17 protein-coding genes are annotated in these 22,595 nt (G+C 49.7%); 11 read left to right on the forward strand and 6 right to left on the reverse strand.

Annotation, left to right across the window (positions count from 1 at the left end):
• Window positions 1-50 precede the first annotated feature (50 nt).
• A complete protein-coding gene (locus ACXAFQ_RS09655; RefSeq protein ID WP_474820756.1) occupies window positions 51-1,205 on the forward strand; it encodes a MalY/PatB family protein in 1,155 nt (384 codons plus the stop codon).
• Window positions 1,206-1,241: 36 nt separating this feature from the next.
• On the opposite strand, the gene ACXAFQ_RS09660 is transcribed toward ACXAFQ_RS09655, so the two are convergent.
• Window positions 1,242-2,438, reverse strand: a complete 1,197-nt coding sequence (locus ACXAFQ_RS09660; protein WP_474820759.1) for an Nramp family divalent metal transporter — start codon at window positions 2,436-2,438, stop codon at window positions 1,242-1,244.
• Window positions 2,439-2,524: 86 nt separating this feature from the next.
• Here ACXAFQ_RS09660 and ACXAFQ_RS09665 point away from each other — a divergent pair, with 86 nt between their 5' ends.
• Window positions 2,525-3,208, forward strand: coding sequence for a UPF0149 family protein (locus ACXAFQ_RS09665; protein ID WP_474820763.1), 684 nt, complete (start codon window positions 2,525-2,527; stop codon window positions 3,206-3,208).
• A gap of 2 nt (window positions 3,209-3,210) precedes the next feature.
• Here the strand turns inward: ACXAFQ_RS09665 and ACXAFQ_RS09670 are convergent, their stop codons facing one another.
• From ACXAFQ_RS09670 to ACXAFQ_RS09680, 3 genes are all read right to left on the reverse strand, one after another.
• Window positions 3,211-3,387: a hypothetical protein gene (locus ACXAFQ_RS09670; RefSeq protein ID WP_474820767.1), complete on the reverse strand. Its 177-nt coding sequence runs from the start codon at window positions 3,385-3,387 to the stop codon at window positions 3,211-3,213.
• A gap of 75 nt (window positions 3,388-3,462) precedes the next feature.
• Window positions 3,463-3,888, reverse strand: coding sequence for a protoporphyrinogen oxidase HemJ (hemJ, locus tag ACXAFQ_RS09675; RefSeq protein WP_474820771.1), 426 nt, complete (start codon window positions 3,886-3,888; stop codon window positions 3,463-3,465).
• 14 nt (window positions 3,889-3,902) lie between these two features.
• Window positions 3,903-5,579, reverse strand: a complete 1,677-nt coding sequence (locus ACXAFQ_RS09680) for a chloride channel protein (protein ID WP_474820775.1) — start codon at window positions 5,577-5,579, stop codon at window positions 3,903-3,905.
• Window positions 5,580-5,682: 103 nt separating this feature from the next.
• Between ACXAFQ_RS09680 and ACXAFQ_RS09685 the strand changes: the two genes are divergently transcribed.
• On the forward strand, window positions 5,683-6,426 hold the full coding sequence (locus ACXAFQ_RS09685) for a DUF6776 family protein (RefSeq protein ID WP_474820779.1): 744 nt from the start codon (window positions 5,683-5,685) through the stop codon (window positions 6,424-6,426).
• Here the strand turns inward: ACXAFQ_RS09685 and ACXAFQ_RS09690 are convergent.
• Window positions 6,423-8,303 (reverse strand): bifunctional sugar phosphate isomerase/epimerase/4-hydroxyphenylpyruvate dioxygenase family protein, encoded by a 1,881-nt coding sequence (locus ACXAFQ_RS09690; RefSeq protein WP_474820783.1) that lies wholly within the window; start codon window positions 8,301-8,303, stop codon window positions 6,423-6,425. The two genes, ACXAFQ_RS09685 and ACXAFQ_RS09690, sit on opposite strands and share 4 nt — an antisense overlap.
• A 145-nt stretch (window positions 8,304-8,448) precedes the next feature.
• Between ACXAFQ_RS09690 and ACXAFQ_RS09695 the strand changes: the two genes are divergently transcribed.
• From ACXAFQ_RS09695 to aroQ, 3 genes are all read left to right on the forward strand, one after another.
• The gene (locus tag ACXAFQ_RS09695; RefSeq protein ID WP_474820785.1) at window positions 8,449-9,354 is read left to right on the forward strand and encodes a LysR family transcriptional regulator; all 906 of its coding nucleotides are present in this window, start codon (window positions 8,449-8,451) and stop codon (window positions 9,352-9,354) included.
• A gap of 111 nt (window positions 9,355-9,465) precedes the next feature.
• Window positions 9,466-10,800 (forward strand): MFS transporter, encoded by a 1,335-nt coding sequence (locus ACXAFQ_RS09700; protein WP_474820789.1) that lies wholly within the window; start codon window positions 9,466-9,468, stop codon window positions 10,798-10,800.
• Window positions 10,801-10,861: 61 nt separating this feature from the next.
• Window positions 10,862-11,293, forward strand: coding sequence for a type II 3-dehydroquinate dehydratase (gene aroQ, locus ACXAFQ_RS09705; protein ID WP_474820793.1), 432 nt, complete (start codon window positions 10,862-10,864; stop codon window positions 11,291-11,293).
• A gap of 72 nt (window positions 11,294-11,365) precedes the next feature.
• Here the strand turns inward: aroQ and ACXAFQ_RS09710 are convergent, their stop codons facing one another.
• Window positions 11,366-12,208 (reverse strand): shikimate dehydrogenase family protein, encoded by an 843-nt coding sequence (locus ACXAFQ_RS09710; RefSeq protein ID WP_474820796.1) that lies wholly within the window; start codon window positions 12,206-12,208, stop codon window positions 11,366-11,368.
• Window positions 12,209-12,658: 450 nt separating this feature from the next.
• Here ACXAFQ_RS09710 and ACXAFQ_RS09715 point away from each other — a divergent pair, with 450 nt between their 5' ends.
• The 5 genes from ACXAFQ_RS09715 to ACXAFQ_RS09735 all read left to right on the forward strand — a co-directional run bounded on the left by ACXAFQ_RS09715 (window position 12,659) and on the right by ACXAFQ_RS09735 (window position 22,595).
• Entirely contained in the window at window positions 12,659-15,526 is a 2,868-nt protein-coding gene (locus tag ACXAFQ_RS09715) for a TonB-dependent receptor domain-containing protein (RefSeq protein WP_474820798.1), read from the forward strand.
• A 151-nt stretch (window positions 15,527-15,677) separates the two neighbouring features.
• Window positions 15,678-16,778, forward strand: a complete 1,101-nt coding sequence (locus ACXAFQ_RS09720; protein ID WP_474820801.1) for an alpha/beta hydrolase fold domain-containing protein — start codon at window positions 15,678-15,680, stop codon at window positions 16,776-16,778.
• Between the two features lie 3 nt (window positions 16,779-16,781).
• Window positions 16,782-18,503, forward strand: coding sequence for a carboxylesterase/lipase family protein (locus tag ACXAFQ_RS09725; RefSeq protein WP_474820803.1), 1,722 nt, complete (start codon window positions 16,782-16,784; stop codon window positions 18,501-18,503).
• 252 nt (window positions 18,504-18,755) lie between these two features.
• The gene (locus ACXAFQ_RS09730; RefSeq protein WP_474820805.1) at window positions 18,756-20,966 is read left to right on the forward strand and encodes a TonB-dependent receptor; all 2,211 of its coding nucleotides are present in this window, start codon (window positions 18,756-18,758) and stop codon (window positions 20,964-20,966) included.
• Between the two features lie 51 nt (window positions 20,967-21,017).
• Window positions 21,018-22,595 (forward strand): tannase/feruloyl esterase family alpha/beta hydrolase, encoded by a 1,578-nt coding sequence (locus tag ACXAFQ_RS09735; protein ID WP_474820809.1) that lies wholly within the window; start codon window positions 21,018-21,020, stop codon window positions 22,593-22,595.

A 22,595-nucleotide genomic window follows, 5' to 3' on the forward strand; every position in this document is an offset into this window, starting at 1 on the left:
TTACGCGCATTAGCGCGCTTATCTTTAATCTGCTTTACAGGAATTTTTACGTGCCTTTCAATTTTGACGATACGCCTTCCCGTCAGGAAACCTATTCATACAAGTGGCAAAAATATAAAGGGCGGGACATCATTCCTGCCTGGATTGCAGATACCGAATTTCGATGTGCGCCCGCTATTCTAGATGCTCTGGCCGCCAAGGTTGAACACGGCATTATGGGCTATGAATTGCCTGCTGGATATACAACTGCTATTGAAGCCGTGGTGCGTTGGCTAAAGGACAAGCATGACTGGGAAATCGATGCCGACTGGCTGGTGTGGACACCAGGTGTAGTGCCTGCTTTTAACATTGCGATTAAGGCCAATTGTAAGCCGGGTGACAAGGTGATGGTACAGACACCTAATTACCCTCCACTGTTAGCCGCCCCCAAAATCAACGGTATGGAGCGTGTCGATATTGGCACTGTGGTAGTCGATGGCAGACCGACCATCGATTTTGCGGAACTGGAAACCCAGGCCGCCGATCCGAAATGTAAGCTGCTTATTCTATGCAATCCGATGAATCCGGTGGGCAGTGTGCTCAGTCAGGCCGAGATTGATAAGGTTGCTGAAATCTGTCTGCAAAACGATGTGAAACTGTGCAGTGATGAAATTCACTGCGATCTCATTCTGGATGAGTCTGCTAAGCACATTCCAGCAGGCCGTGAAGAGGCCTTAAAAGATATCAGTATTACATTGATGGCGGCCAGTAAAACCTTCAATGTGGCTGGTTTAGGAACGTCCTTTGCGATTATTCCTGACCGAAAACTTCGTCAGCAGTTTGTTCAATCTGCAGCCGGTCATATGCCATGGGTCACTCTGATGGGGCTGGCGGCTACAGAGGCGGCCTTTACCCATTGTGATGCCTGGCATGCAGAATTATTGGAATATCTGCGCGGCAACCAGGCTTTGCTGGTGGAAAAGATCAATGCTATCCCTGGCCTGAAAGTACATAAGTCACAAGCCACATTCCTGGCATGGATTGATGCCAGTGGCCTAAATGTGCCAAACGTACAGCAATGGGCTGAAAGCCGGGGCGTTGGTCCGTCGCCTGGTGCTGATTTCCACGCTGCAGATCACTTCCGCATTAACTTTGCTTGTAGCCGCAGTATGCTGGAAGATATTCTTGCACGATTGGCTGGCGATTCAGTTCCTGCGGAAGAATAGCCAGCTCCGCACTTACCAACTTTACTACAAGCCTGTCTAAACAAAAAGTTTCGCTAGTTTGTAGAGGCCAAGGCAAACAACAAACAGTACGATTGCAGCACCAATAAGGTTGCTCATCGTGCTGTTTCTGTATGCGGCGGGCAGGGCGCTTTTATTCATAACTACCAGTAAGAATACGGCAATGATAGGTAGCAGGAGCCCGTTGGTAGCCTGAGCAAACAGAATGGCCAACAGCGGTTTTACACCGATACTGGCAATTACAACACCGCAGATAATCACCGTTAGCCAGACTAAACGGAATACTCCGCCTTTCATGTCGGCATCTTTACCTAATGCACCACAAACCGCATAAGCGGCCGCTAGGGGAGCGGTAATCGCACTGGTGAGCCCGGCTGCAAATAATCCGGCTGCAAAAAACCATTGCGCATACTCGCCAAGTACTGGCGCTAGCTGCGTTCCCATGTTACCTGCATTCAGTGCTTCAGGCTTGCCGTAAAACGCGGTCATGGCGGTGGCAACTATCACCAGTGTAATCAGACCGCCTGCACCAATGGCTGTAACGGATTGCCGGCGACAAGCCTGCAAGGCATCACTGTCTTCGGTTGTTTTGTGTTGGTTAGCTACCAGGCTGGCATGCAGAAACAGGTTGTAGGGAACAATCGTGGTGCCAATCAGCGCGAGCACCATGGTAATGGTATCGCTATCAAGGCGTGGCGACACAAGTTGTTTACCCATCGCCGACCAGTCTGGTGAAGCAAAAATCAGAGTGATTATGAATACCAGTGCCATTAGTGCGACAAGGCCAACCAATACTGATTCAATCAACTTATATTTACCGGTAACAAGCAACAGTGCGGCGAGTACACCTAGCGTCATGGCCCAGGAGGGTGTGCCTATGTCCACAATCGCATTTAATCCAATGGCGGCACCGGTAAGATTCCCAGATTCGTATGCGGCGTTGCCAATACCAATGGCAGAAATGATCAGTGCCGAAGCAATAAAGCGTAGTGGTCTGCTTTGGGTGAGAGTGAGTAAGGCATCAGAAAGTCCACGGCCGGTACCCAGCCCGAGCCGTGCTGCCATATCCTGTAGCACCATAGTGGCGACGACAGAAAAAAGTAGTGCCCAAACCAAGTGAAAGCCAAAGTCTGCCCCCGCTATGCTGGCAGTGGTCACCGTTCCTGGTCCGATAAAAGCCGCGGCGACAATGTATCCTGATTTATCTGCAGCCATACTGCATCCCCTATTTACATGTTATTGTTATAATATTGATAGTCAGCATAACCATTCTTGCCTCCCAATCATAGGTTTGCCATCTAATGCCAACGCGCTCCACAAGCTTTCAGCAATTATTCATCCAGCCTGAATTCAGTTGTTTGTTACCCAGCCAGATGTATTGTCGCGGATTTATTTTTGCTGTTGCAGCTTGCCCGGAAATTCCTATGCCGGAAAGCTGGATGCCCTGGTTAATAAAACAGGATAGTCGGCCAGCAGACAATACGTCGTTCGACCATCTTGCCGAAGGGCTAATGGATGGGTTACGGCAGGAACTGCAGGTTATGCGGGAAGGCGGAAAGTTAGTGCCGAATGACTGTGTATGGAATGTCGATGCTGCAGAGCGACAAGCCCTGTCTGAATGGCTTACTGGATTACTCAGTGCGCACAGCCAGATGGAGCCGGTTTGGCAAGATGCCTGGTTGTTGGCTCAGCAGCATCCCGAGCAGGACAAAGGTGTTCAGAAAAGTGAAGATCCGGCCCGGCGTTTAACCCGGTGCCTTAAGCTCTTTTCAACATTGGCGAATGTAGAGTTGGCATTGCAGAAACGGTCTGTGGAACAACGGGAGCAGCTTACAGAAAATTTGCCTAAACTGGCGGAACAACTGCCGTCTCTGGCGAAAGAATATGTGATTGTGGCTGGAGAGCTCTCGGCAGTGCTGCCGAATCAATTTGAATCATTTACACAACCTGTTGGTGCTGCTAATGATCCGGCTGAAGGGGAATAATATTATCGCTGCCGCTGAGACATATTATGTCGCACAGAACTGACATAATTGTTCAGTTCGCCCCGGGCTAATTCGTAGGCATCACTGAGTTCATCAGAATCAGGTTCTTTTAGCAGGGCTTGAAAGGCCTGATCCGTTCTCTCTATCAACAATTTCAGGTGTTCGTTGCTCACATCCATGTCATTTCCCCGTGGACAAAATAATTTACGTCAGCTCACTACTTCCTTTAATCAGCTGAACGTGTTGTCTGAAGCTTAAAACGGCTTTACCACCGCAAGGATCACAATACTTAATAAAACGAGTACGGGGGCTTCGTTCAAAAAACGGTAAAACTTCGGTGAACGGGTGTTTTCATCCCGTGCGAATTGCTTTACCAGTTTATATAGATAGAAGTGATATCCGTAAATGGCAAGTACCAAGAGTAGTTTTAGGTGCAGCCATCCAGAAGCTTTAAACCAGGCCATACCGTAAACGTGGATGAGTGCGAGACCAAATACCAGCGTTAGTACTGCAAAAGGTGTGACAAAGAACCAGAGTCTTCGTTCCATAATTTTAAACTGATCACGAACATTTTGTTCCGTCGTCTCTGCGTGATATACGAATAGGCGAGGCAGATAGAATATACCGGCGAACCAGGCCACCATAAAAAAGATGTGAAGGGCTTTTAACCACAAAATCATTTTGATCTCTGTATTTAGTATTGAGCGCGAAGCAGGAAGGTCTGAAGGATGTTCCAGGTAATTACGCCCTTAATTTCCTTTTCAGACTGGTCATAAATGTATACCGCACCATTACGGCCATTTTTCAATTTTTCATAGACTTCATGCAATGTAGCCTGGCTACTAACGCCCTCAAGGGCAAAGTAGCTTAATGGATGCGCATTGTGGTCTAAGCTTACGTCGTATTGTACCAGCTTGTAGCTTACATCCAATTCCGTGCGGATCTTTTGTACCACAATGTAGGTCGGGTTTTCGGACAGGTAATTCTCAATAACCTGTTCCGGCGCATCCAGAAATAATTTGTATTCGGTGGTCATGGCGGCCAGCACACCGGTTTTTTCCAGTGCTTCACGAATGGAGGTCACTGCGTAGGGCAGATTCTGGTAATCGAGCTGTCGAATAAAAATAGAACGGTTACCGAGAAACTGGGTAGCCGTAACGTAAGCGGGTACTATTACCAGCATGGCGGGGAGAATAATTTCCGGGCTATATGATAACTCCATCACCGCTGACAAGGCCGCTAGCGGAGCGTGTAATACGGCTGTGAGCATACCCGCCACACCGAGCAAGGCGAAGCTACTGGTGTATTCGTCGACATCGACTAACGACTGCAGCGGCATAAGCAATACCGCGCCCGCCAGCATACCAATTACCATCACCGGGCCGATAATACCGCCAGGCACACCAAGACCAATGGCGAAAATAGCCAGAACCAGCTTGGCCGCAAGGATCGACAGCAACAACAGCGTGCCCGGGTGGGTGTGAAACAGGTGGTCCACGTTCGCAAAACTGGAGCCAAGACTCTCAGGTAGAAAGGTGCCCACTGCACCGGTGATTACCGCTGCAAGCAAGAGCCGTAGCCCCATATTCACAGGCCGGAAAAACTGCATCACCCGCATAAGTTGCGTATTGAATAAGGTGGCCAGGCCGCCCAATGCAATACCGAACAGTATGAAATAGAAATACATCCATTCATCAAAGGCGGCGATGGCCAGAAAGGAGAGTTCATTGATTTCGCCAAAAACCATTCGGGTAAGTACCGAGCCGATAGCGGCAGCCAGCATCACCGGCACGAAGATATGAATTTTGTATTCTCTGAGCACCACTTCCATAACAAAAATAACGGCCGCAAAGGGGGTATTAAAGGATGCAGATATGCCCGCCGCAATACCACAGCCAGCCAGTATACGAATACTGTTGTAGGGGAGGTTAAGTTGTTGCCCAACAAAACTACTACCAAATGCGCCTAAATGCACGGATGGCCCTTCTCGGCCCACGACAAAACCGCCTGCCAACGCCAGCATACCGCCAAAAAATTGATTTACCGTAGTTCGAAAAGGAATGAGGCCATAGTGATGCTTAACCCGGTGTATAACGAACGGTATACCCAGGCGATAATGACGGAATCCGGTAATATAAGCGATGGCGAGAATACAGAGCACTGCACCCACGGGCATAACAAACCAAATGAGCCACGGGTGCGGCAGAACTTGAGTGAGCCAGCCCAGCGCACTTTCCTGCACCCACTCAACACAAAGCCGGAAGAGAATGATAAGGCCTGCTGCGATAAGTCCGCCAACGATACCCAGTAAACAAACCTGAACTGATGTTCTGGGGTGGGCTAATTCCTGTCTAAGGGCTGAAAGTTGCATTTATGTGGCTTATCCTTTTGCAATAGCGTTATCCTACCATAAGTCACTGCTTTTCCTAACAGCATATGTGGCTGGAAATTGACTGAAACTAACAAGAGAAAGTATGAAAATTCCGTTAAATAGAGCTGAATTGGTTGATAAATGGGGGCATTTTCGATTTATCTTGATCTGCGTTGCCATGTTGATACTCATGCTGGTGTTTGGCTATCAGATTGCCCGTTTTGAAATGGATGAGGGGGCAAAGGCGTCGGCCAGCGAGTCGGAATCGGTTGCGTTTCTAGCACAGCAAAATAAAACACTAAAGAATCGAGTAAGCGAGTTACAGGTTGAGGCTATACTCGCGGATAATTCGGTGGCTGCGATGAAGAAAAGCCTGGAAGAACAACTCCAGCAAAACCGAGCACTGGAAGACAGATTAAGCTTTTATCAACGGGTGGTGGCCCCGGAAGTCACTCAGGACGGCTTTTTCATCGACGGTGTGCAGGTTGCCGCCAGCGCCAGCGATAACCGTTACCGGCTTACTGCGGTGCTACTGCAACAAAATGACAATAAAACAATTTTGAAAGGTGAATTAGGTATAACCGTTCGCGGCGCATTGGACGGTGTTCCCCATGAAGTTTCCACCTCCAATAGCGAAACATTTCCTTCAGGCCCGGTGAAATGGGGATTCAAGTATTTTCAAACGGTTGATCTGGAATTTACGCTGCCGGCGGGGTTTGTTCCTGAGCAAATTATTTTCACTACCGATGTCATTCAGTGGAAAACTAAGCGAGGCGAATACTTCAATAGTTTGGATTGGTCTGACGTATTCGACTCGCCGATAAATGCCGGAAGTCAGGATGCCTAATTTTGATTTTTCTGCCTTGCGGTAACTTGCGCCGCAATCCGGACATGGGCGTTGGCCTCACCGTAATTACCATATTGATGGCGCTGAACAATTTCAAAAAATAAGCCATTAACATCGATGGTGTAGCAGTGAATAAAGTATCCCGTGGGGCTCTCGTCATACAACAAGTTATATTTGCGCATTTTTGCTGACAGTTCGGGGATTAAGTCAAAACGCGCCTCGAGGTCATCGTAATAGTTTTCTGGGATCTGCAGAATGTATTTCTGGTCCACATTTTCGATGTACGTAAGGATATCGTCGCAGTGAATAGCAATATGCTGCACACCTGAACCACCATGGCGACGGCGAAATTGCTCTGTAGAAGAGTTGCCGCTGCGCGACATATTAAAAGGAAGACGTATTTTCTTATTCTGACTGGTGGCCGTTCGGCTAACAATCAAGCCATAAGGGTCGATAAGATCTTGTGGTTGATCCACATTCAGACCAAACAGTACGCGGTAAAACAGCGACGTAGACAAGAATTCCGATTCAGAAATACCACTTGTGATGTGATCAACACGCATCGCCGCTTTACTGACCGGGGCGCTGGTTTCTAATGGAATAAAATCAACGTCATAAAATCGGCGCTGATCGCTTCCAGATTCCACGAAATAAACCAATTCCCCGTTCATGCCCCGAATACCTGGGATCTGCATTTCTTGCGGGCGGGCCTCGGTTTCAAAACGGGAATATTTGAAATAGCTGGCGCGGGACACCATATTTTCTGCATTGTCAGTGCGATATCCAACGGCGCATACCGAAGTGCCGTGAACCAGAAAGTGATTTTGAGCGAAACTGTCTGGTTCCTGATTCAATATAAAGTTCACGTTCTGGCAGCGGAACAGGGCTACATCCTTGCTCTTATGCTGATGAGTTTGCTGAAAGCCAAGGGCGCTGATCAGTTCTAAAAAAGTATCCCGCGCACTGCCCGCAGTCGCAAATTCAATGAATTCCACATCAGTCACGGAAGCCTGCGGTGGCGCAATGGCTTTGTCGGCAATTTCTGGCGCCACGATGTCCGGTGCCCGCCCTGCCATTTCATTTTCCAGCCAGAGTAGTGAGCGCTTGCCGTCCAGTGCTGTATCTTGGGTGGGGGTAGAGCGGAACTCGTCGTTAAAAATTTCGTGAGAAACGTAGCCGTCATAACCGGTCTTTGCGACTTCCTGCATAAACTCCACTACCGGAAACTGGCCTTGGCCGGGGAAGCAGCGGAAATGTCTACTCCATTGCAGCACGTCCAGTTTCAGCCAGGGCGCGTCGGCAATTTGCACAAGCGTGATTTTATCTCCGGGGATTTCTGCGATGGCAGACAGGTCTCGCCCCCGGGCGAAAATATGGAAACTGTCAAGAATAATACCTAAATTCGGATGGTCGGCTTGCTTCACAATATCCCACGCCGCTGTAAAATCAGCAGTGTAACGCCCCCAGGCCAGGGCTTCGTAGCCTAGCTTGATGCCACGGGAGGCGGCGCTGTCGGCCAAGCGATTAAATTGTTCTGCAGCCAATGCCGGATTGTCCACACAGGCCGGCGACACGTTGGAGCAAATAAGTAGTGTGTCAGTGTTCAGCTCCGCCATCGTATCAAATTTTCTCTCCGCCCGGTCGTAGTTCTTTTTCATGTTCTGACGTGGCATGCACTCGAAGTCTCTGAAAGGCTGCAGCGCAATAATCTCGATATTGTTATCTTCTGCAATTTGCCGCACAACGGCGGGAGAGGCATCGTACAGCAGCAAATCATTTTCAAATATTTCGATGCCGCGGAATCCGGCAGCGGCAGCAGCTTCGATTTTCTGTTTCAGGTTACCCGACAGGCATACTGAGGCGATAGAGTGTTTCATAAATATTCCAGCACTTCTTAGACAGAGACAATTCTTCAATATTCATGTTAAAAATGGTTTTCTCGCTTGTAAAAGATCTGCTTGTCCGTATTGTATAACTTCATGTTAATCTGTGTCGCTTAAGTAACCTGTAAGGAGTGACGAAGTGAATTTGAATTTTCGTCAGTTAGAAGTATTCAGAGCCGTGATGATTGCAAAAACTATTAGCGGGGCTGCGGAAATATTGAATGTGTCTCAACCCGGTATAAGCCGGTTGCTTAAGTACATGGAATACAAGATGGGGATCGCCCTGTTCGAGCGCAGTAAAGGGCGCTTGATACCCACGCCGGAAGGGCTGGAATTGTTTCGTGAAGTTGAGCCGATCTACCAGCGTATTGAAGGGCTGGAGGATACCATCGGACGCATTATTCGCGGCGATAATCAGCAATTTCACATAGGCTGCACGCCCAGCCTGTCTAATGTGGTCGCTCCCTGGCTTTTTGCCGAAATTAAAAAAGTGATGCCGGACGTCATGCTTAAACTGGAAACGCTACCGAATGAAGCCATGGCGGAATATGTAAGCCAGCGGCGCATTGACTTTGCTATCGCTTTAGGGGAAGTCAGTCATCCGTTGGTTCAGGCTGATCCTTCCACTCATCTGCGTCTGCAAGTGGTTCTACCGGAAGACCACCCGCTGGCGTCTCAAGAACAACTTTCTTTTGATGATATCGCCGGTCATCCCATCGTCAATTATTTCCCTGAAACCTTGTTGGGTCAGGCGATCCGCGATGGCTATGAAGAAATCGGCAAAGAGCCGCAAACCGCTGTGATGGTGCGTTACGCAGACGACGCGTGCGCTATGGCTGAGCAGCGATTGGGATTAACCATTGCTTTGGAATACACCGCTATACCCGGACGTTATCCGGGCCTGGTTTCTGTGCCCCTCGGCGATGTGAGGCAATCCATATACTTTGTGCGCCACAACGAAGTGTCTATGTCTAATCACTTACGTAACTGTTTCGAGACAGCCCAAAGTAAACTCGCAGAGATTCATACCAGTCTATTAACTTAAAGTTATAGTGTACCGACGTCAGAGTAATTGTAACTCCGAGCCGAATACTTAGGATAATCACAAGGTTTAACGAAATATTAATCAAAAATATACATTTGGGAATCTGTCCTTATGTCTGTAGTTACTAACGATTATGAGCAAAGTGTGACGCACCTCCGTGGCGTACTCGAAAATAACAACATGGCACCGCTTCAAATTCTTGTTGTCATGATTTGCTTTACCCTGAATATGATTGATGGCATGGATGTGGTGTTGATGTCTTATACTGCACCAGTGCTGGCACAAGAGTGGAATATTGAGCCTGCAGTGCTCGGGGCTGTGTTCAGTGCAGCTCTGATTGGAATGACTCTCGGATGTTTGTTTATCGCTCCCTATGCGGATGTGATTGGTCGGCGCAAAATGATTCTTTTTGCGGTAACCACCATCGGTGCAGGTATGCTGTTCTCCGGTTGGTCGCAATCGTTAACTCAACTGGTAATCGCAAGGGTAGTAACCGGTCTTGGCGTAGGCGCAATATTGGCAAGTATGGCAACCATGACCAGTGAATTTGCTACCCGGGAACGACGCAATCTTTGTGTTTCGTTTCTTCAAGCTGGATATCCAATTGGTGCGGTGGCAACCGGGTTTGCTTCTGCTTGGCTTATTCCCGAATTTGGTTGGCGCGTTATGTTTGAAATCTCAGGCATTGTGACTTTGCTGATGGTGCCGGTAGTGTTTTTCTTCATGCCTGAGTCGCCGGAATTTCTGCTCAAGCGTCAGCCGGGCAATGCGCTTGATAACATCAACCGTATTCTGGTGAAACTGAAGGCGGCGCCTCTTGCCACTCTGCCGGCTGCGCCGGCAGACAGTGCACGCACATCGGTGAAAAAGCTGTTTACTGACGGGCGTGCCAGACCCACGTTATTGCTCTGGAGCGGCGTATTCTTCGGTTTCTTCACACTGTATTTCATTATCAGCTGGATCCCTAAGATTGCCGTGGATGCCGGTTTACCGCTGGAACAGGGCATTTTTGCCGGCGCCGCTTATAATCTGGGATCCTTCACCGGTAGTATTTTGCTTGGCTGGATTTCCGTGCGGTTCGGTTTACAGAAAATGATTTTTACATTCTTCGTGCTGGCTGCTGTCACCCTGATGGTATTCGGCAATGTCTCTATGGGCGTATCAATGATTCTGCTTACCGCGTATATCCTCGGGGTGACTCTGAATGGCGGCTTCAACGGCTTCTGGCCAACGTCGGCCAGACTTTATCCCACTGAGATCCGCGCCACCGGTGTGGGCTGGGCCGTCGGAGCAGGGCGTGCCGGTGCGGTAATCGGGCCCTTTGCCGGTGGTTACTTATTGCAATCCGGTGCCGGACTTTCTACCACCTTTATTGTGTTCACTATTCCTGTTGTGCTGGCCGGGTTGCTGACACTGCTGATCAAAGACAGCGATTTCGCAAACTAATCTCGTCTATTTTTTGCGCCGGAACGACCCGTTCCGGCATTTCGCATTGCAGGAGAAAACCATGAAACTATTGCTACTGAACGGTCCTAACCTGAATATGTTAGGTATGCGGGAGCCGGAAAAATATGGCAATGCAACATTGCAGGATATTGTGTCTAAGTTGACTGCTTGTGCAGAACAGAAAGGCGTTGCTCTGACGCATTTTCAGTCAAACTGTGAAGGTAAGCTAATAGACACTATTCACGCTGCCAGACAACAATATCAGCATATTATTATTAATCCCGGTGCACTGGGGCATACCAGCATAGCCTTGCGTGATGCGCTGTTAAGTTGTGAAGTGCCCTTTACTGAAGTACACCTTACTAATATTCACGCTCGTGAGCCTTTTCGTCACCACACGTATTTGTCTGATGTGGCGACCGGGGTGATTGCCGGTTTCGGTGCTATTGGATATCGTCTCGCATTAGATGCAGTCATAACACAAGCCTCCTAAGCCGGGCACATTTCGCACAATTGACAATTAAAAAAGCCGGCGCAAAGGCCGGCTAATGCAGGAGAGGCAATCTTAATCAAGCCAGCTCAATGCTTCATTAATGAGAGCCGGCGTGGCGACGACGCTGGCACCGAAGAACAAATTGTACGCATCAATTCCTTGAAATATCCATAAATCGAATCCCGTTACACATTGCAAACCTTCGGTTTCACACGCCTTAATAAAATCTGTTTTCAATGGGACATATACGGCATCAAAGGCCCATTCGGGATGAGAAAGGCAGTTTAAATCAAACGGTGTACCAGGCTTACCGTACATACCCAGCGCCGTGCAGTTCACCAGGCCGTCTACCTTATTCTGCAACACCTTAACTTCATCCGGCGATACCGCACTGGCGGAATGTCCATGCTTAACCAACAAATCAGCCATAGCTTGAGCGGCGGTGGTATTAATATCACTGATATAAAGATGAGCTGCGCCCAATTCTGCCAGCGCAAACATAATGGCTCTGCCCACGCCGCCTGCACCGCAAACCAGTACTTTGCCCGGAGATTTGTCGCCACGGCGGTACAGATAGCCTTGCTTAAATCCGCTGTAGTCGGTGTTGGCCCCCAGGATGCCATCTTCTGTGAACCGCAGGGTATTGTAAGAGCCAATTTTTTCATGACCCTCTGCCAGCGGGCTTTTCACCAGCGGATACACTGATTGCTTATAGGGATGGGTCACATTGATGCCGTGATAGCCTTCGGTGATCAGACGTTTTACGCAGCTTTCGGGCTTAAAGTCCGACAGTATTTCGCCATCAATTAAACCGTAATCAATATTGAGGCCATTTTGCTGCGCAAGATACGTCTGCAATTTTCCCATTTTCGAGCGGCTGATGTGCGCGCCCATTAGTGCCAACTTAGATGTCATTGCTTCACCAATCCTATAACACTGGTTACAAACTAAACTTGTTATGATTTTGTTATTAAATTACGTTTCGTGGGCTTCTGTAAATTATCTAAAGTTGTGATGACTATAACAAAGGGTTAATGGCCAGTATTCGTATCTTTTATCAACCATTAGTCATAAGTCTAAGTCTTGCATTTTTAAGGTTCTTTTTGTTATTGATTTATAATTATATTTTTCTTGATTTTGGCCTTCCTGGTTTTCATTGTCACTGAGTTTGAGCTGCTTTTCCACTATCCCCAACGTTTTGAATTAACTGAAAGTTCTTTACATGGTTAACAAAATGTTATGCCTTGGTTATCTATTGGTAATTTAAAATTTGTAACAGCACCTGAATAATTACTCCGTCGTCGTCAACAGGTCGTTGAACACGCATTACTGTTAACACTCAATCTCTTAACAGGAGAGAGACCCGTGAAAAAAACAAATAACACAAAACAGCCTGTCACCCGGTTCAACCGCAAAATTATAGCTTCCGCAGTGGTATTAGCCTTATGCCCTACCGTTGCTACTGCACAGGACAATGAGGCAGAAAATGCTGCCGATGTAGAACAAATTGTTGTAACCGGCTCCCGCATTGCCCGCCGGGATGAAAGTGCATCTAGCCCGATCATGACGGTGGGTGAGCAATTTATTGAAGATACCGGTCAGGTGAATGTTGAAGCCACCATGAATGAAATGCCTCAGTTCACCCGTGATTCGTCGGGTGGTCAGGGCACAGGCGGCCGTGCACTACTGGACTTACGTGGTCTGGGCGCAACCCGCAACCTGATTCTTCTGGATGGTCGCCGTTTGCCAATTTCAAGCTCGTCCGGTGTGGTAGATACCAATGTGTTACCTACCTCTGTTGTACGCGATGTGGAAGTCATTACCGGTGGTGCTTCGGCCGTGTACGGTTCTGACGCGGTTTCAGGTGTTGTGAATTTTGTCACGCAACGGGGGGTTGAAGGCGTGAACGTGGATGTGCAGTACGGCAACTCCATGGAAAATGACTATGCCAGTTACAATGCCTCGGTAACGGCCGGTGCAGTAACCGAAAAAAGTAGCATGTTTATCTCCGTCAGCTCCGCCCGTCAAGATGCACTTTACGGCAAAGATCGCTTTGATTTCTTCCAGCTGGGGATCCCTTCCTCATATATCGGCACAGGTACCTTTGTCCCTTCTGCCACCAATCTGCCTGACCAGGCCGTGGTGGATGCCATGTTTGCCGGGTATGGTTATGGCTCTGTGCCTAATAACAATAACCTGGGGTTCAATGATGACGGGTCGCTGTTCAGTCAGACCGGCGCCGTGAATTATATGGGCAGCGATGAGAGCGACTATCGCATTGTTAATGGCAACGTGCGTATGCCGGTACAAATACAGGGCATGTTGCGCCCGCAAACCGATCGTAAAAACTTGTTTGCCCGCTTCGATTACGAGTTTTCTCCTGCCGTTACCGGTTATGCGCAGGCGTTGTTTACTGACCATACGGCAGTGACCAACTCAGGTGGCACACTGACCCAGTTCGGTACGCCAACGATTCCGGTCACTAACCCGTTTATTCCTGACGATTTATCCACATTACTGGCATCCCGGGCCGACCCGACGGCACCGTTTTCTTACAATGCCCGTTACGTGATGACGCCGGCAAAAAGCTGGGATGAAAACTACGTGACTCAACAATACATTGTGGGCCTTGAAGGCGATACTGGATTCCGCGACTGGACTTTTGATGCCTGGGTGTCATGGGATAACTCCCGTCACAACCAGGTACAGCACAATGCCGTGTTTCTTTCCCGTGTACAAACCCTGTTTAACGCTGCTGACGGTGGCGACAGTATTTGTGCCGGTGGGTATAACCCCTTCGGCCTGGCAAATGTGCTGAGTATGTCGGACGCTTGTCAGTCATACATTAGTGGTGATACTCACAGCACTGAAGAATTACAGCGTACCGCCTTTGACGTTGTGATACAGGGTAGCTTATTTGAACTGCCTGCCGGCGACGTGATGTTCTCGGCATCGGCGAACTACCGTAACGATGAGTATTATTTCAGCCCTGATAAAGCGCTGGCTGAACAGGATGTGCAGGCAGTCATCGCGGCGCAGCCATCTGCCGGTTCTTCCGATGTAACTGAGCTGGCGGCGGAGTTCATTATTCCGGTAACAGACTCGTTTGAAATCGGTACGGCCTACCGTATGTCTGACTACGAGTACTCAGGTACCGTAAATGCCTACAAGCTGGATGGTCTGTGGCATGCCACGGATGAAATTATGGTACGTGGTGGTTATCAGCGTGCTATCCGCGCGCCGAATATCAACGAACTGTTCAGTGCCGCCACCGGCAGTCAGGTCACTTTTGGTAATCCGCCTTCCGGTGGTGAGCCTTGCGATGTGCGCACCGCAGCGCGCGCAGCAGACAGTAGTGGCGAGCTTCGCGGACTGTGTGTTGCCATGGGGATCCCGGTTGAAACCGTAGACAACTATCTGTTTCCGACTACAGCAACGGCCACATTGAGCTCGGGCAACATTGAACTGCAACCGGAAACCGCAGATACCTACACGCTGGGTCTCGTGTGGAATACGGAGTTTGGTGCAGATCAAACATTAATGATGTCAGCAGACTATTACTCGATAGAAATTGAAGATGTTATTTCTGCTGTTCCAGGTTTAACAGCCATTAATAAGTGCCACAACCTGGATGGCTCAAACCCCACGTATTCCACAGATAATGCCTATTGTCAGCTGTTGTCGCGAGATCAGGACGGCTATCTGGAACTGGTACGTACGCCTTACTTCAACCTTGGTCAATTGGCGACTGACGGTATGGATTTCCAGGTGAACTATAAGTTGTCTACCGGTGCTGGTGACTTCTCTGTGCACTCGGTTATCACCTATGTGAATTCCTATGAAGTGGTGACATTGCCGGGCGATGAAGGTGTGGATGAAGCGGGAACCATCGGTTTTATGACAACACCTCGGCCTAAACTGCGGGCGCAGACCAGCTTCGGTTATGAAAAAGATGCCATGAGCCTTACCCTGCGCTGGCGCTTCACCGACAGCATGGATGACCGCAGCACGCTGACGAATACCGCCAGTACGGTACCGGGTGTACCAAGCTACAACAAGTTTGATTTGGTGGGGCGCTATCGTCTCACCGAAAGTATCAATCTTCGTGGCGGTATCAGCAATCTGTTCGATAAAGATCCGCTGGTGGTGGCCGGAACGCCGGGCATCACTGACAACGAAAGCTACGACATCGTTGGCCGTTCTTACTTTGTCGGTGCCACCATGTCTTTCTAACCCTGAAAAAGGCAGCGTTTAATCAGCGCAGCCTTTTTGCTTTTCAGGTTTTGTTTTATGCGAGGTTGGGATTGTTGTTCTCGCAGATGTGCCACTACCGGCAGAAGCGGTGTCTTCTCCGGTAGTGTTTTTTCATAACAAGGAGAACGAAATGAAAGTTTCTGTTATTCGTCATTTAGCTGTATTGCTTGCTCTGTCTGCTGTGACATCAACCCGGGCCGCAGAGATGACAACGCAATTAGATACATCAGGCGCTATTACTATTCGTAACGCTTCTGTCCCGCTACCTGATGCCTTAAGTGAAGGTGGCCAGGCGGTACTGAAACGCAGCGGCGCAACCGAAGGGCCGGGGGCTCCCATGCCGCTGCCGTCAGATATCACCGATATCAAAGAAATCCGGAAAGTGTACAACAACAATCTGCAACCCTATGTGGATCATATGAAGTCGGTGTTTCCCGTAGACATCGAGGAAACCACCATTAACGGTATTTCTGCTGCCATTATTACACCTAAAGGGGGCGTTCCTGAGAAAAATGCAAACCGGCTTATTCTGAACGGCCCGGGCGGTGGCTTTCGCACCGGTGTGAGAGCGAACGGATTGTTGATCAGTATTCCTGTTGCAGCACAAATGAAAGTGAAGGTGATATCCATTCTGTACCGGCAGGGGCCGGAACACCGTTTCCCGGCAGCCAGTGAAGACTTACTGAAGGTCTGGGATGTGGTGTCAAAAGAGGTGCCGCCCGAGAATATTGGTATGGTGGGATGTTCTGCCGGCGGCATGCTGGTATCACAAACCACGGCCATGTTAATTGAAGCCGGACGGCCTGTACCCGGCGCATTGGGCGTATATTGCGCGGGATTAGGCATGACGCCGTCAGGCGATTCGGTTTTTACCGGTAAGCTGAGCATTACCAATATCGAAGCGGATATGAAGCCGGTTACTGCACCTGCACCACGGGGCGGAATGTCTTACTTTGACGGTGTGGATACCTCGCAATTTATTGCCGCCCCGCTGAACGACGCAACTAAGCTGGCACAATTTCCGCCGGTTCTGTTTTTTACCGGTACCCGGGATTTTCTGATGAGTGGCGCGGCGTACAGTCACCGTAAGTTACTGGCCGCCGGTGTGGAAAGCGATTTGCTCATTTATGATGGCCTGTATCACGGCTTTATGACCAACCCTGATTTTCCTGAATCGCAGGAAGGATATAGCATTGCTGCAGACTTCTTCGATAAGCATCTGGGGCAGTAGGGTATGTTTTCAATTCTCCCGCTAACACAGATCACCAGCCGGGCTCTCTCCCGGCTGGCGCTGACCGCTGTCATGGTAAGCGGTGTTGCGCTGGCAAGCAGCACGGTGCTGGCAGAAGCGCTGGCTCAGCTACCCGTGGTACACAAAGCCACAGACATCATTACAACGCAAAGCGGAAAACTGCAGGGTAAAGTGCTGCCCTCAGGCGTACAGGCCTGGTTTGGTGTGCCTTACGCGCAGGCACCGCTCAGAGAACTGCGCTGGAAAGCACCGCAGCCGGTCAACTGGCAGGGATTGTTTCATGCCGACCGTATGGCGCCCCAGTGCATCCAGCCGTTGCGTAACAGCAATATTAATCACTACTTCAGCCACGAAGCCACCAGTGAAGATTGTTTGTACATGAATATCTGGGCACCCGACGCCGCGAAAGCTGGTGACGGTTTGCCTGTGGTGGTATGGATCCACGGCGGTGGCTTCACCATCGGTTCGCCTTCCATGGCCATTTATGGCGGCGAGCCGCTGGCAGAAAAAGGCGTGATCACCATCAGCATTGCCTATCGACTGGGGATCTTAGGATTTATGGCTCACCCTGAGTTAACCGCACAGTCGCCTGACGGCGCATCGGGCAATTACGGATTGATGGATCAGCTTGCTGCACTGCGCTGGGTAAAACAGAATATCCGACAGTTTGGTGGTGATCCGGAGAACGTGACTATTGCCGGTCAGTCTGCCGGTTCAGCGTCTGTGTCTTATCTGCAGGTGAGCCCTTTTGGCAAAGGTTTAATCAGCAAAGTAGTGGGGATGAGCGGTTCGGCGTTTATGTTTCCCATGACGTCCCGCCGGGACGCGGAGCAAACCGGGGTGGCCATTCAGTCATATTTCAAAGCCGAAAACATCAATGCACTGAGGCACATCTCTGCGGATCAGATATTAAAAGCACAGCGGGATTGTCAGTTGGGATGTTCCGGCAGCTTCAAGGCCGGGCCGGTTGTCGACGGCTATGTGCTACCTGCCCAGCCTGCTATGTTATTTGCAGATAAAGCAGGCAGCGATATACCCGCAATGATTGGATTTACCCGCGATGAAGGTTTCAGTCCGCTTGGCGGAGTGAAATCGAAAGCTGAATTAACCGCACTGGTGAATCAGCTTTACCCCGGCAAAGCAGATGAACTGCTTAGCCGCTTTGCAATCAACACTGATGCAGAAGCCATGCGTGCCGGTAAAGATATGGCCAGAGACAGCACGTTGGGGCTGAGTATGTGGCGTTGGTCACAGGCACAAACTGAAAACCTGACATCGCCGGTATTCCCCTACGTGTTCGCCCGGGTGCATCCGTATACCGCAGGCATCACCTTTGCCGATCACGATCCGAAGACGGCCGGTGTGTATCACACTGCTGATGTGCCTTACTGGCTGGGTACGCTGGATGCCCTGAACATTTACCGTGAAACCCGCACTTATACGGCCTTTGACCGTGCGCTCAGCGACGCCATGCAACAGGCTATTGTGTCATTTGCGCGCACAGGCAAGCCAGCCTTGCCGGATGGCAAAAGCTGGACACCTTTCACTCCGGATTCGCCGGACGTGGTGATGTGGGGCAGTGGGGATAGCATTTCCCAAACCGTGCCCTGGCCGAATGCTGAAGACATGACGTTCTATGCAGACAACCCGGTATTGATGACGCCGCCGGCGCCGTCAAAAGAAGGGGCGAGAGCGAGGGATTAATTGAAATTGAAAAACAGCGGCGGGTGCCGCTGTTTTTTTATTTATCAGGCTAATCATAAAATCAATTCCAACATTCAATTTCAAAAACATGCCAAAAATCCCCCTTTGTCGTAATCGGCAAAGTTTTTAGTCGTAATATGCCATTCACGCGAGTGAAACAAAAAAATAACATTTGCTTGTTATTTGGTTTTTGACGGTTGTCTGTTTCCTGTTGACAGATCCCATCTTAAATAAGGCAAAAGGACTAAAAGCATGTACCTTCTGAACACTACAAAAATAAAATCGACCCGTAATCTGCTTAATCTCGCTGTTGTGGCGGGGCTGGCAGGTTTTACCAGCATTTCATTCGCTCAGGAAACAGATACCGCTTCAGACGCAGATGACGTGGAAGTCATCACAGTAAAATCTGAACGCAGAATTAAACGAGTGCAGGATATTCCTACCTCGATGACGGTGCTGTCAGCAAAACAACTGGAGAAAAAGGCGGTGTCGCGGCTGGACGATCTGCCTTTCGCATCACCGGGATTAACCATCACTGATGCTGGCTTAACCCAGTCGGTGAATATCCGCGGTATTGGCCTGGCAAGTGGTGATCCCGACGTGACTAACGGTGTGGGCACCTACATTGACGGTTTGTTTCAACCGCCTATCGTGAGCACGCTGAATTTCTACGATGTGGCGAATATTCAGGTGCTGCGTGGTCCGCAGGGTACGTTTGCCGGTTCAAATTCAACGGGCGGTGCCATTATGGTGACTTCCCGCAGACCGGAAATCGGCGGTGATTTCGACGGCAATGTGATGCTGGGGATCGGTAATTATGCATCGCGCAATGCCCGTGCAGCGGTGAACCTGCCGGTTTCTGACACTTTTGCCGCGCGGGTTGCAGTGAACTACAAAAACCGCGACAGTTTTTATAACAGTACGGGCAGCGTCGACACCGATGCGGGTAGTCTGGATGAAACCAGTGCGCGACTCGGCCTGGCGTGGTCACCCCTCGACAGCACCGACATTTACGTAAAATACGAAACCTCAGATAAATCTGCCGGCGGCTTTGCATACCGCCCCATTGAAGGCACGGCGTATTCTGAGGGTCGTACTGGCTCAATCCGGGATTTAGCCTATAACACCCCGTCGCAAAACGAGGAGTCGGCCGACAGCCTGTTACTGGATATTTCCCACCGGTTTGAAAACGGACTGTCTGTGAAATGGTTAAGCGGCACGCAGGAAAAAGAGATTGATAATATCTATGACTACGATGCCACAGAGCTTGATGTGAGTACGCGCAGCCAGTTTGTCAAAGAAGATCAAGTGAGTCATGAACTGAACCTGATTTCACCTGACGGCAAGGATTTTACCTGGGTTGCCGGTGCTTACTATCAGAAGAATGAAGTGCTGGTGGATATTGACAACGGCCCGTTTCCGGTAGAAATCGACATTCAGAATCAGAAAGTCATAAAAGGGGTATTCGGGCAGGTGAGTTACCGCTTCTCAGACCAATGGCAAACCGAATTCGGATTACGTAAAGCCTGGTTTGAAGGCTCAGCCGACCCGCAAAGTGGCGTGGTAGTGGGCAGAGGTATCATCGCTCCGGATGGCGTCAAGGTCGCCACCATCTCCGGAAACTACGAAGATGATGATATTCTGGGCAAAGTATCGGTGAACTATACGCCTTCAAAAAATCACAGTTTCTATGGCTATATCGCCAGAGGATACAAACCCGGCGGGATAAATTCAGAAACCTCGGTGTTCGACAAAGAAACCGTGATATCCATTGAAGGTGGCTGGAAAGGACGCCTGTTTGACGATACGGTGAGTGCTTCGGTGGCAGTATTCAATAATGATTACAAGAACTTCCAGAACACGAATATTGATGTGACCACCGGCCGTTCAGACGTGTACAACATTGCCGATGCCAGCATCGCCGGGCTGGAGTTTGCGCTGGATATCTATCTTGATAACCTCACCATTGATTTCGCGGGCTCGTTTATCGACTCAGAAATGGAGCCTACCCAGCCTATCGTTAACACCCGTGAATCCGGTTCACCGTCGTTGCCTCAGTGCAGCGCAGGACAGGATGCCAGCAGTGGAACATGCTTCGATTACACGCCGTTTCTGGTGGCTGCGGGCTCAGGTCCAAACCTGTATGCGCCGGAAAAAAGCTTCACTGTGGGTATTGAATATGCCATTGAATTATCTGATGGTGCATTGCTGACACCCAGATTAAATTACGCGTGGATAGATGAACAATGGACGAATCTGATTTACGACCCGGAAACTGATTTACTGGCCGACCGGGGACTGCTTTCGGCCATGGTTACCTACGAAACAGGAAACTGGCGTGTGAATGCTTGGGGACGTAACTTAACCGACGAAGAGTATGTGTCCGGGCAGCAGCTCAGCAACAATACTGAATTTTATGGCGCGCCCCGTACCTTTGGGATAGACGTCAATTATACATTTTAACTGTGTGCGGCAGCCATGCAGTGCTGCCGCTGCTTTTTGCGGAGGGATCGCATGAAATTTATGGGTAACTTGGCGGTTGGTGCCGCCTTACTTTGCACCGTGCCTACAGCGATGGCGGACAATGGTGTTGCCGAGCAATTAAATGCCGGAACATGTGCTGCTTTGAAAGCGTCGTTGATGTTGCCTGAAGGCGTATCATTAACGTCAGTTAAAGCAGTAACGTCGGTTTCGGCCCTTGAATCACAATTAAAACCGGCGCAGGCGAAGGCTTTTATGCCTTATTGTCAGATCACCGGTGAGTTTGAAAAACGTAAAGGCGTAAAAGGGAAGGACTACGCTATTGGTTTTGGCCTGAATTTGCCCTTTGACTGGAATGGCCGGTTTCTGTTTCAGGGCGGAGGCGGCTTAAACGGCCTGATCCGCGAGCCGTTAGGTGCGCTGGCTGCCGGTGATACGCCCGCGCTGTTCCGGGGCTTTGCCGTCGCCAGTACAGACAGCGGGCACCAGTCTGATACGGTGTTCGATCCTTCATTTTTTGAAGATCAGCAGGCGTTACTCAACTTTTACTCCGGGGCTGTGTCGAAAACCGCAAAGCTGGTTTCACAGTTGATCACCGGAGTGTATTCGCAGCCGGCGCAGAACAATTATTTTGTCGGGTGTTCAACAGGCGGGCGTGAAGCCATGACCATGTCGCAACGCTTCCCCGATTTATTTGATGGCATTATTGCAGGCGCACCGGCCAGACAAACGAATTACTCAGAAATTGCAGATTTGTATGTGGCGAAAACATTGCGGGCGCTGAGCGGAAACAATCAGCCTCCTTTCAGTGACAAGAAACAAAAAGCCGTTGAGCAAGCACTGCTGGCGCAATGTGATGGTCTGGACGGCCGTGAAGACGGACTGATTTTTGCGGTGGAACAGTGCGAATTTGACCCCGGTGAAATGATTTGCGACGGGCAACAGCACCGTGATTCATGTTTAACAACGGAAGAAGCCAAAGGGCTGGTAACCGCATTTAACGGTCCGGCTGACAGAAACGGAAATAACGTGTATCCGGGATTTTTCTTTGATACCGGTATCGACGATAAACCGGCCCGCTCTGCACCGGGCTTACTGTCTGCTCAGCCTGGTCCACTGGGACGGGCCCGCATTGATGAGCCCTTTGACATTAACCGGGAACTGGCTATCGCGGACGGGTTTCCTCTGGAGCCCGGTAACGCCACGCTGACCAATTTGTCGACCTTTGTTGTTGAAGAGAACAAACTAATGTTCTTCCATGGTGTCAGCGACCCCTGGTTTTCGGCTAAAGATACCTTAGCCTATTTCAATGACATGGTGGCGCAAAACGGTGGCTACGAACAGGTCAGCCAGTGGTCACAGTTTTACTTTGTGCCGGGAATGGGTCATTGTCGTGGCGGTGAACAGGCGCTGGATCAGTTCGATATGCTCTCTTCACTGGTAGACTGGGTTGAAAAGGGTGACAAGCCTGTCTCCGTTGTTGCCTACGGGGAAAGCATGCCAGAAGAAACCCGTCCTCTTTGTCCGTATCCGTCGGTGACCACTTATAAAGGGGAAGGCAACGGGAATGATGCTGGCAGTTATGTGTGTAAAACACCTGAAAGTCACTAA

Source organism: Alteromonas sp. ABH2_165, from assembly GCF_056159945.1.